At 55.6% G+C, this 10,338-nt stretch carries 11 protein-coding genes, 2 tRNA genes and 1 pseudogene; 4 read left to right on the top strand and 10 right to left on the bottom strand.

What is annotated here, in order from left to right:
- Together ABS45_RS17005 and ABS45_RS17000 are read left to right on the top strand one after the other, a co-directional pair.
- A partial coding sequence (locus ABS45_RS17005; RefSeq protein WP_291557985.1) for a 7-cyano-7-deazaguanine synthase occupies positions 1-427 on the top strand: 427 nt, incomplete at its 5' end.
- A 159-nt stretch (positions 428-586) separates the two neighbouring features.
- A tRNA-Lys gene (locus tag ABS45_RS17000) sits at positions 587-662 on the top strand.
- 26 nt (positions 663-688) lie between these two features.
- Here ABS45_RS17000 and ABS45_RS16995 read toward each other — a convergent pair.
- From ABS45_RS16995 to ABS45_RS16965, 7 genes are all read right to left on the bottom strand, one after another.
- Positions 689-1,516 carry a site-specific integrase gene (locus ABS45_RS16995; protein WP_291557983.1) on the bottom strand — a complete coding sequence of 276 codons (828 nt, stop codon included), beginning with the start codon at positions 1,514-1,516 and terminating at the stop codon, positions 689-691.
- Between the two features lie 92 nt (positions 1,517-1,608).
- Positions 1,609-1,968, bottom strand: coding sequence for a hypothetical protein (locus ABS45_RS16990; RefSeq protein WP_291557980.1), 360 nt, complete (start codon positions 1,966-1,968; stop codon positions 1,609-1,611).
- Positions 1,968-3,278 carry a hypothetical protein gene (locus ABS45_RS16985; protein WP_291557977.1) on the bottom strand — a complete coding sequence of 437 codons (1,311 nt, stop codon included), beginning with the start codon at positions 3,276-3,278 and terminating at the stop codon, positions 1,968-1,970. The genes ABS45_RS16990 and ABS45_RS16985 overlap by 1 nt, the downstream gene beginning before the upstream one ends.
- A 95-nt stretch (positions 3,279-3,373) precedes the next feature.
- Positions 3,374-4,165 (bottom strand): hypothetical protein, encoded by a 792-nt coding sequence (locus ABS45_RS16980; protein WP_291557974.1) that lies wholly within the window; start codon positions 4,163-4,165, stop codon positions 3,374-3,376.
- Positions 4,166-4,194: 29 nt separating this feature from the next.
- Positions 4,195-6,117: an AAA family ATPase gene (locus ABS45_RS16975; RefSeq protein WP_291557970.1), complete on the bottom strand. Its 1,923-nt coding sequence runs from the start codon at positions 6,115-6,117 to the stop codon at positions 4,195-4,197.
- A 323-nt stretch (positions 6,118-6,440) separates the two neighbouring features.
- Positions 6,441-6,776 (bottom strand): type II toxin-antitoxin system RelE/ParE family toxin, encoded by a 336-nt coding sequence (locus tag ABS45_RS16970; protein ID WP_291557966.1) that lies wholly within the window; start codon positions 6,774-6,776, stop codon positions 6,441-6,443.
- Entirely contained in the window at positions 6,773-7,045 is a 273-nt protein-coding gene (locus ABS45_RS16965; protein WP_291557963.1) for a type II toxin-antitoxin system Phd/YefM family antitoxin, read from the bottom strand. The genes ABS45_RS16970 and ABS45_RS16965 overlap by 4 nt, the downstream gene beginning before the upstream one ends.
- A gap of 93 nt (positions 7,046-7,138) precedes the next feature.
- Here ABS45_RS16965 and ABS45_RS16960 point away from each other — a divergent pair.
- Positions 7,139-7,215: transfer RNA gene (locus tag ABS45_RS16960), tRNA-Lys, on the top strand.
- Between the two features lie 244 nt (positions 7,216-7,459).
- Here ABS45_RS16960 and ABS45_RS16955 read toward each other — a convergent pair.
- The gene (locus ABS45_RS16955; protein ID WP_291557960.1) at positions 7,460-8,689 is read right to left on the bottom strand and encodes a type II toxin-antitoxin system HipA family toxin; all 1,230 of its coding nucleotides are present in this window, start codon (positions 8,687-8,689) and stop codon (positions 7,460-7,462) included.
- Positions 8,679-8,951 (bottom strand): helix-turn-helix domain-containing protein, encoded by a 273-nt coding sequence (locus ABS45_RS16950; RefSeq protein WP_291557956.1) that lies wholly within the window; start codon positions 8,949-8,951, stop codon positions 8,679-8,681. Before ABS45_RS16950 ends, ABS45_RS16955 begins: the two co-directional genes overlap by 11 nt.
- Positions 8,952-9,480: 529 nt before the next feature.
- On the opposite strand from ABS45_RS16950, the gene ABS45_RS16945 reads away from it, so the two are divergent.
- Positions 9,481-9,912 carry a pilin gene (locus tag ABS45_RS16945; protein ID WP_291557953.1) on the top strand — a complete coding sequence of 144 codons (432 nt, stop codon included), beginning with the start codon at positions 9,481-9,483 and terminating at the stop codon, positions 9,910-9,912.
- A gap of 209 nt (positions 9,913-10,121) precedes the next feature.
- On the opposite strand, the pseudogene ABS45_RS16940 reads toward ABS45_RS16945, so the two are convergent.
- Positions 10,122-10,338, bottom strand: a pseudogene (locus ABS45_RS16940) (glutamate dehydrogenase); the annotation flags it as partial.

The raw sequence follows: 10,338 nt of genomic DNA, 5'->3' as shown, positions 1-10,338 counted from the left end.
TCCGGTCACCTACGTGCCCGCGCGCAACACGGTGATGCTGGCGCTGGCGCTCGCCTGGGCCGAAGTCCTGGGCGCGCGCGACATCTTCATCGGCGTCAACGCCGTCGATTATTCCGGCTACCCCGACTGCCGCCCCGAATTCATCGCCGCATTCGAACGCATGGCCAACCTGGCCACCCGCGCCGGAATCGAGGGCGCGAAGCTTCGCATCCACGCGCCGCTGCAGCACCTGTCCAAGGCGCAGATCATCCAGCGTGGCGCCGCGCTCGGCGTCGATTACGCGCAAACCGTGAGCTGCTATCAGGCCGATGCCGACGGGCGCGCCTGTGGCGTGTGCGATGCCTGCCGCCTGCGGCGCCAGGGATTCGCGCAGGCAGGGGTGCCCGATCCCACGCTGTACAAGAGAATCCCCGCGGATCCGGCCTGAGCGACCGGGCTTTCTGCCGGCGCATCCAGCCCGGGCAGCGGACGGCATGACGGGTGTTTCTTACAAAAAAACCGTCATAACGCTTTACCCGGCCGCGCAGCTTCAGATATAATTTCGCGCTTTCGCGGATACGGCTTCTGCCACGCAGATCAAATCCACGGGTCGGTAGCTCAGCCGGTAGAGCAGCGGACTTTTAATCCGTTGGTCGCGAGTTCGAATCTCGCCCGACCCACCAGTATCTAAAAGGCTTAGCCGTAATGGCTAGGCCTTTTTCAATTCCTGACGTGGGGAAAACGTGGAGAACAGCACCACATTCCCGCCCTGGCCGTTCTCGATCCGAGACGCCGCAGCCGCTAGATGTTCGGTTGCGTACTTTGCATAGCGGTCCACCATGCTGCGGGATTTCCATCCCCCAAGCTCCTTTAGCTCGTCGCAGCTTGTTCCAGCCTGCCGATGCCAAGACGCCCAGGTGTGGCGCAGATCGTGAAACCGCAAATCCTCGATGCCTGCCTTCTTCAAGGCCGAGTGCCAAGCGCTGTTCGATAACTCCCAGCGTATCGGCTCGCCCTGATAGGTGAAGCAGTAGCGAGAATGCTTGCCGATTTGCTCCCGGAGGACCGAGACCGCATCGGTATTCAACGGCACGCCTCGCGGCGTTCCATTCTTGGTTTGGTTGATCCAGGCGGTTTTGCGCTGCATGTCCACCCGGTCCCATTCCAAGCCGGTAATCTCACGCGCCCGGCAGCCGGTAGCGAGAGCAAAACGGACAATCGCGGCTAGATGGTCGGGGCAGGAGCGCACCAAGCGTTCCGACTCCTCCCGGTTAAGCCATCGATCCCGCTCGACCTCACCCGGCAGCAGGCGAATCTTGGGAAACGTATCGATCCATTGCCATTCATCGCGCGCCATCCGAAGAAGGGCGCGAATCGTGGCAAGGTAGCGGTTGATCGTCGCGGGCATGTTGCCCTTTTTCATTTCCCCTTGAACCACGGCCCAAATCACGTCCCCCGAAATTTCATCCAGGTTCAGATGGCCGAGGTAGGGGTCCAGCTTGCGACAAATCCGCCGAACATCCTCGATGCTTCTCAAGTTCGCCTTGAGTGCGAGATACCGTACTACCGCTTCTTGCCAAGAACGCTTGGGCTTGATTCCGAAGTGCGCTTCTTTGTATGCCGCCAGCTTTAGCTGCGCGAGATACGCTTCGGCTGCTTCTCGGTCTTCAGTCCTAGCGCTTTGGCGTACGCGTTCGCCGTTTGGTAAGACGGCGTCAATCCACCAGAAACGAGAGTCTTGTCTCCGGTGGATTCCGGTTTCACGGGCCATAAGGTTTTCTCCTTTCCGGCCCGCCCTTGCTCGCGGGATTTATAGTCATCCAGCCAGGCATCCAGGTCAAGCTTGTCATACACACAGCGGCGACCCAGCTTGATGAAGGGGACACCCAGCTCAACGAGCAGGGTCACCCCTATGCCGAGATATTCCGCGGCTTGTTCCTTGTTCAAGCAACGCGCAGCGGGCAAGGGCAGGGCGGTTTCCTCTTTCATTAGCCGCCTCGCGACTGCCTGAGATACTGGCGAGCCTCTTCCTCAAGATCGGGAGCTTCGTCCACCTGGTTGAGGATGGAATTGAAGCGCCGCGCCTTGATCCTGACTTTCTCCTCGACGTACTGGTCAGGGTGTATGCCCTCCCACATGCAGAGCGTGTGCAGATGGTTATCCAGGCGGAGGCGCAGACCGTCCCAAGCGGCATCCAAGCTGAGGTGACCATTCAAGGCCATCAAGGTCGTCATAGAAGAAAGCATCCGGGAAAGAACCTGTTTTTCGCTGGGCGCACTGACCGAGGTAAAGCGATTCAGCAATGGCCCGCCATCCCCGCCCCAATCAATCGAGGCCAAACACGCCCACAGGGGATGCACAGGCCAGCGCGAGCGGGTCGCGTCCTCTTCGTTGGGCAAGGTCAGCCGCAACCATTCATCCGTCGCGTAGGCCCACAATCCGCCCAGGTGGCGCAGGGTTTGATGCAGTCCGGATAACCCCTTCTGGGTGAGTAATTCGCGTTTAAATTCGAATTCAAGCCGCCAGATCGGACGCACCCCATCCCATCCGGCCTGAAGCCAAAGCTCTTTCAGGTATTCCTTGCCGCTGGTTTGGATTTCCAGGGTCTTGTCATATAAGCGTGCAGCAATCACCCCGCCCATGCCGATGGACCAGCCAGAGAACTGGCCGAGGCAGGAATAAGACTGGATATTGTGGGCACGTGTCACCCAGGCTTGGCGTGACCAGCTCTCCATATCCACGTCGCACATGAAATCGACGTACAGGTCGATTCGGCTTGTCCGGGCTGCTTCGACATCGCCCATCTTCAGAAGCACGTCACTAAGCTGGGCTTCCGCTCGCTGGGGCGAGAACGCCGACAGCATCGGACTGGACACCTGGACATAGGCCATCGGCAGAGAACCGGACTTGGGCCGCGAGAGTGCGATCCGGAAGGCGTTATCGCGAAGGACAAAGGGGAAGATTCCCGATCCTTTGTCTTTGACCTCGAAAACGTGATCCTCGACGACGTACTGGGCTTTTGCCTGTTCCGATTCGTGCTCGGACTGGGCGATCCTCTTAAGGGTTTCCAGCTTCCGAGTGACCGAGTCGGCCAACATGCCGGGGTAAGAGAGATAGAGACTGTCCACCCCCCAGCGCAAGGGAGTAAAGCCTATCTGTTCACAATTGCTGTTGTTGGATGCTGTGTTACTAGGCGCCGCATCCTTATCCAACTCCGCGCGTTGGTCAGCCGCGCGCGCGCGGCCTGCCCCACACGCGTCGTCGGATTGAGTTTTGTTCTGTGTTACCTGGATTTCCATATCCACTCCATTTGAAGCACCAGCGTGCCAACACGGCTTCCTGGGGTGGAGTGGATTGAATAGATCAGGTCACGGGCTTACGACCATCTCATTTTTCATTTTGAGATGGTTTTGTGTTTCAGCTTCTTAGCTTTGCGGATCAGCTCGGAGACGTTCTTTTCCGCACCAGGCACCCGATCGTAGGCGCCCACGCTGAGTGCCAATTCCATCAACTCCCTGGTCGGGCGCCCCAGTTCTCCAACCTCATGGAGCAGCTGCATAAGGAGTCTGAATTTCTTTAAATACCTCGCCTGCCGTCCTGTCTTCCCTGACATAGCCACGCCGACGGATTTGAGGAATGGCTTGTCGCCCTCAACGACAGAAACGGATATGAAGAGTGAAGCGGTCGGCCCCGTAACGACGGACGGGTCAATACGAATGGCTTTCAACAAAGACTGGAGGTCGCCTTGTCTGGCCTCTGCAATAAGGTCATGGAGGTAACAACCATAGATCAGAAGGCAATCTAAGCTACCAATGACCGCATGCATGTAGCCCAGTAGGTCTCCGTATGTGAATTTACCCCCGGTCCCGCCCGACCATTCCATGTCACCGATCTCTTGAGGCAGGTCCAACAGCGCTTTATATGGGGCATCTTCCTTCGAGGCTTCAGCAACCAGCCGATCAACACCTGCAATGGCCAGAAACACCTTCAGCAATTGCTCGAACGGTACTTCATATAGGTGTGCCCACTGGAATCCGCTTGTGAGGAATTTCGCCACAAACGACTCTGGCTTTTCCGCTATCTCGAGCTGAAACTCCCGACGCTCACGATCTAGTAGAGGAAGGAGCAGGAAGAAGGCTTTGATCTCTTCCGTGGTGGGTTTTACAGACTGCTTTTCCGCTAGCACGCTTGCGTCACATTACCTAGAGACTGCAGTTAAGGCTTCAGCGGCAACAGGGCTGCCAAGCTCTTCAGGAGTTCAAAATATTGGGGTTCAATGTCGTCAACCACCAGATGGTCAAAAACATAATTCTTCACCTCGCTGAGAAAGGCGTCTTTAGCCTGCTTTTCAAGGATTATTCCAGTCGCTTCCAGCCAACCACGAATCGCCTTTAAACGCCCCTGGGCAACAGCAATGTCTGCTGTCGCCATCAAAGGCAAACCGGGATAGAGGCCGCCAACGTCGTTTACCGCACGACTAAGGGCGTTAACCTTAATAAAATCCTCGCTAGTTTCCGCCGGAGCCGCAGGGTAGATCTCGTCGTAGCGTTTCCAAGCTCCGTCTCCCTTGAACTTCGCTTGTGCTTGCACCGCCGCTTGGTCGCTGTCGCTGACGATGAGATAGCTACGGGCTCCAACTTCAAGGATTGCGCTTACTCGACCGGCGTCCTTTACCCCCTGCAAGTGACAAAGCCCCACGTCCTTAAAAATACGGCCCAGACTCTTATATCTGCCCGGGAGATTATCAACGGCAACTCGGAATAGCCGCTTGTCCTTCCAACCCTCAAACACGAAATTCTCAGCTCGTAGAGACTGAAACACTGAATATCCGAGAGCTTCATAAAGAACCTCTTCATCCAGGATATTGGAACTATCAGCACCCCTTACCGTAGTGATCTCGTCGTCCTTCCGAACGAGCAGATGCCTGCTTACATCATTCCGGTCAATCATAAAAATGGAGTGAGTGCTGTAAACAACGTAGCTACTAGACGAGATTTCAAAAAGCTCATCTCTCAGGTACTGAGCTCCCGATGGGTGTAAGCCAATATCGGGCTCGTCCATAAGGAGAAGGCTGTTCTTCAAACCACCTGTTCTCGCCTTCGCGGAAATCATTAACAAAAAAGTGATGAACCGCTTGAATCCATCACTGCGCTTGCTGAATGCGTACCTGTTCTTGGAGTCCCTCACGCTTATGTCTATGTGGTCACCATTCGGCTCAAGCAATATATCGATCCCGTTGAGCTCACTCCAAATTTTCTTTACATGCTGGGTGGTTCTCTGCCCCACCCGGTCAAGCAAATTTCTCAGGAGTTGAATTCCGCCTCGCCGCGCGTCTGCAAGGGCAGTGGGGATGTCCTTCACCTCTGCCAGTTCAAAAATCTGCTTAAGGGGAATACAGATATCAGGGTTTGCGGAAAACTGACTCAGGCTGACCTGGGCGGGAAGAAGGTTAGAGTCTGCATACGACCACATTTGGCACTTCGGCAAGTTCTCTTCTATGAAATCGGCCGTAGCGAGTCCAACCAGATCGTTGAGATCCTCGGGGTCAATAGCGGCCAGAAAATCCCCATCAATTGAGAGAAAGGCGCGTGTATCTATGAAGGTATAACCGGCCAGTGGGACCGGATCGCCTCCGTCTATTCTCGTCACCGAGCAGGAGCTAGGAAGCTTCGTGCTGTCGATCTTCCTCCACCCCGGCAGAACCTTATAGCCGTCTTCGAGCGCCCAATAGGTTGCGTACTTCTTTTTTCTGATTACGTCGACATGCCAAAGCGCCTTGCTTCGCGCTTCGAAAAATTCCCGTAAGGACAAGCGTGTCTTGCCGTGTGAAATGATAGGTATGGAAAAATCACCTAACACGCGCGCAGACAGACCTGCCAATATTTTATCGACTTCCTCTTTCGATAACCTGAATAGGAAGCGAACGTACGCTTGCTCAGGAATCGGTTCATCAGGTAACGGCTGCCTTAGATCCTCATCTGATGGGAGCGTCCCTTCCGACAGAAGCGACAGGGCGTTTAGGATGTTCGACTTTCCTGACTCGTTCATGCCGACCAGCACGCGGCATTTCTGGTCAAACTTGATGGAAATGTCCTTTATTGAGCGAAAGTTTTTTATTTGAACTTCTTGAAATAGCATGGGCCCCTCCCCGTTTTTTTGTAGGGGCAATTGTATTACTGACCTTCACACGCCAGGAAAATTAAGGCGAACGCGCTACCCAAGGCCAATCGCGTGCGCGAGCCGTGCAAACAACCGTGACGAATCTAAGCTTGGATCAGCGAGTGTGAGCGAGCGTGGACGGGCAATTAGTCAACAAAAACAAACAGTTAAATCAACTTTTAATCCGTTGGTCGCGAGTTCGAATCTCGCCCGACCCACCAGAATTTAAAAAGCCACGGTTCGCCGTGGCTTTTTGCTTTTGTGCGCCATGTCGAAATTGTTTAGCGCTGGGGCTTGGGAAATCAGATTTTGACGATACGCACAAGCCGTCTGGTGAGTAGTGATTTCATGTCTTTCCGCGTGTCGCACACAATGTGGATATAGACGATTTCCTGCCGCACTTCATAGATTATTCTGTTCATGCCCGCGACAACTTGACGGTATTGCGTGAGGTTGAGGCGTTCGAGTTCTTCGGGAACATTGCCGCCAAGCGGAAATGCCCCGATGGTATTCACAGCGTCTTTAATCTTTGTGTAGCTGGCTTGCCAAGCGTCCTTGCCGAAGCTCTTGACCATGTAGCCCTTCAGCTCCTTCAGGTCGTGCTCCGCCGACGTCAGGAGCACGATCCGGAAGCTCATTGAACTGCTTCCCTGTCGATATCGGCGAACACCTCATCCGCGGGGCGGAAATGTCCCTGTTCAATCTCATGGTTACCCATAGCCAACAGCTTGAGTAGCGCCAAGGTCTCTTCATGTTCCTCATATGAGCGGACATCCATCACCACGAGTCTGGCTTCCCCGTTCTGGGTAATAAGCATGGGTTCCCGGCTTTCGGTGATATCTCGGATGATTTCAGCCGCGTGGCTCTTGAGATAACTGATTGGCTTGACTTGAGTTGAAAATTTCATGGTTTGCTCCTGGCTGGCCGAGCGTGACAGGACCAATTGTAGTCTGAATTAAGTCAGGTGCGTGGGGTATGGTGCTGGCCCTATGGACCACGCGGGTCGGCAGCTCAGCCGGTAGGGCAGTGGACTTTTAAATCCATTGGTCGTGAGTTCGAATCTCGCCCGACCCACCAGAGTCCAAAAAAGCCACGTGCAAGTACCAGCCATTCACTTGGCGTGTTGATGAAGGGGTAATAACTTCATAGGATGTCCTCATGAGTCAATGACTTATGGGGGTATTTTCTTGCGGAAAAAGTTTCCGGCGCTACCCGCACCCGCCGTGGCCTCTATCCCACCAGTAGGCCACCTGCTTCCGGCTCCTCGGGCGCCACCTCCACGCCCCCCATCCCGCCAGCTGGCTATCGAGCAACCAAGCCATTACGCATAGGCGTAACCCAACGCCCACGCTTGGCTCATCTGTGCCCACAACTCCTTCGGAACACGCGAGTCCCCTTTTGCCTCTTCCATAGTCTTATGCATGGCCTGCGCTATGCGCTCAAGTACGCGTGCCGGCTGAGCAACACCACATATCCGGCGCCCAAAGTCCACCAGTTCCTCGGTAGTGGGGTAAGCCTTTGTCCGGTGTTTTCCTGAGAACAGCTTGAGCGCTAGCGTTCGGTCTTCAAGCAAGGGGCCACCGGGAGATTGGGTGTATTTGTAAATGCTCGTTGTCACCACATCGAACATGGGAGCCAGCCAAACGTGCGCAGGCGAGTGGTAGAGTAGACCGAAGTTCTTCAGGTGCGCGTCGCCATTTCGCACCATAATTGAAAACGCTACCTGCTCAAAAAACCGGTGCAAGTTGTCGCTGTGTAACTGGAACTGGCGCAGCAACTCTGCGATGCGCTGGTAGCTGCCGTGGTACTTGCGGTCGGACAGGATGTCGCGTACCCGCAGCCCGGCCAGAGCTGCGATGTCCTCAAAGCCCAAACGTTCGACCCGTCCATCGTCCTGAACGACCAAGTCGAATCGGTCGAGCACCAGCATCTGCCCATCGTCGGAGAGCGCGAACGACGGCACTTGGATACCCGCTTCGCGGGCGGCAGTCAGACAGAGGAATTCGTTGGCAGCCAGTCCGGGGTACGCAGCACTTGCTGCCTTCACGATGAGCGATGGAATTGGCACAGTTGGCCGGTCAGGCACCATGATTTTAGGTTGCATGCCGGCGATGCCCGCCCCTGTGCTTAGGTAGGCGGCCACCAAATCATCGAACACCTCCGGGGTGTACGTCGTACTAAGCAACTCGCTTTTGCTCAGTGTTCGGGGCAAAGGTGTTGCTGCCAGGTTGGGCAAGTTGTAGCCCAGGCGACCAATGCCATTGCGTCCGACCAGTGCCAACATGTGCATCGGTGTCATTGGCTGCTTCGGGAAGAGTTCCCGAATCCTCATGAACAAGTCGCCTTCGGGGAGGTTCTGGTCCATCGGGGGAAACAGGTCTCCGTCCTGCCACGTAAGCTGCTCGCGGGGGGACATGAGCAACGCCACCGTGGCTTGCTCGGGGTCTGGCTGAAGGTAGCGAAATTCGTATGTCGACGACCGAAGCAACTGCCCAGCATTCTCAGTGGCTCCGATGGAGACATTCAACAGCCGAATCTTTTCAGGGAGCATCGTCGTCCTCTTCCAAGAACCTGGCGGCGACTTCACTGGCGGATGGCAAGCCCGCGCGTTCGATGCGAAGCACCAACCCCAACGCCCCCAGGACTGCCAACAACGACGACACTGTAGTGTCTTCCCCCGCCTCGAGCCGATAGACAACCTCGCGCACCTTGCCCGCTTTTTCAGCGAGCGCAGACTTGCTTAAACCCAGCGCTTCGCGCCGTGCTCGCAACTGGTGTCCCAATTCATCGGGTAATCGTATTATGTCAGTCATGGCTTGCATTTTAAACACAGATTAACATAATTGCATCTTATAACTTACAACGCGCGTTGCGATTGCTAAGATTGTCGGTAAGAAGTGCAAGCAAACGGCTGGAGGAGCGCTGAATAGCGCCAGGCCGAGGAGCTGGCGCAAGAAAAGGAAAGGCCCCTGGGTTACGGCCTGAATTGTTGCGGGGCCTTAGGTCAACCCTCTAGCTGCGGCATGTCTATCAACACGCCAAGTGAATGGCTGGCGTGTAAGCGTGGCTTTTTATTGTCCGGCCCCGCAGGGGGCGAGAGTGACGAAAAACGTCAACTCATGCCATGGCGGGTCATGCGCAGCGCGCACAAACTCCGGGAAGCTGCGTGACAATGGGTTGCGGCCGAATTGAATTCGGCGTCAAAAGCCAGAATTGACGGGCTTTCCCGGGATCGTTCCCGCAAAATCATATCCCGGCCCTAAAGTTGGCATGCCTGCTGCTCGTTAACAAGCCAGACACGGGAGGCTCGTGTTCAACTTGCCCAATTTAAGGAGATTTGAAATGCGTAAAGTTCAACAAGGTTTTACCCTGATCGAACTGATGATCGTGGTGGCGATTATCGGTATTCTGGCTGCGGTGGCGATTCCGGCATATCAGGATTATGTGGCAAAGTCTAAATGGAGTGCCGCTTTGGCTGAAGTTGCTCCAGGCAAGACCGGGTTTGATCTTGCGCTGCACGAAGGCTTGACGCCCAACACTACTGGGGGCACGGTGGGATTCATCGGTGTACAGCCGACCAATGCCAACTCCACTATTGTGGTAACAGACGCTACGTCGGCAGGTGTTCTTACCGCTACGATCGTAGGCGGCCCTGCTGATGTGGCAGGGGAAACGATTACTTTGACGCGTACCGCAGCGACAGGTGCGTGGGCCTGTACAACGTCAGTAGTCCAGAAATATGTAGGCGCAACTTCGGTTTGTACTGGCACGTAAAACGTAATTAAATAGCCATTGACGTTGGCCCTTGATTGGCCAGCCAAGCCCCTCCTCGGAGGGGCTTTTTCTTTTGGAAATGGGGTCAAACCGACCTTATTCAGGCTAAAAAAACCCCGCCTTCGTAGAAGACGGGGTTTTTTCGGTAGTCCGACCGCGCAAGCGGTCTTTTTTTGGCCCATGGTGACCCGCTGCGGGGCGGTGGCTGCTCAGATCACGCCCTGCGCCAGCATGGCGTCGGCCACCTTGATGAAGCCGGCCAGGTTGGCGCCATCGACGTAGCTGATGCTGCCGTCTTCGCGCCGCCCATGCTGCAGGCAGGCCTGATGGATGCCCTGCATGATGCCGAGCAGGCGGGCATCGACCTCTTCGCGCGGCCACGACAGGCGCATGGCATTCTGGCTCATTTCCAGGCCCGAGGTGGCC

Origin of the sequence: Comamonas sp. SCN 65-56 (assembly GCF_001724135.1) — a bacterium.
Classification (GTDB): Bacteria; Pseudomonadota; Gammaproteobacteria; order Burkholderiales; family Burkholderiaceae_C; genus Comamonas_C.
Note: the sequence above shows the minus strand (reverse complement) of the source record. Positions and strands in the feature narration are given on the sequence as shown.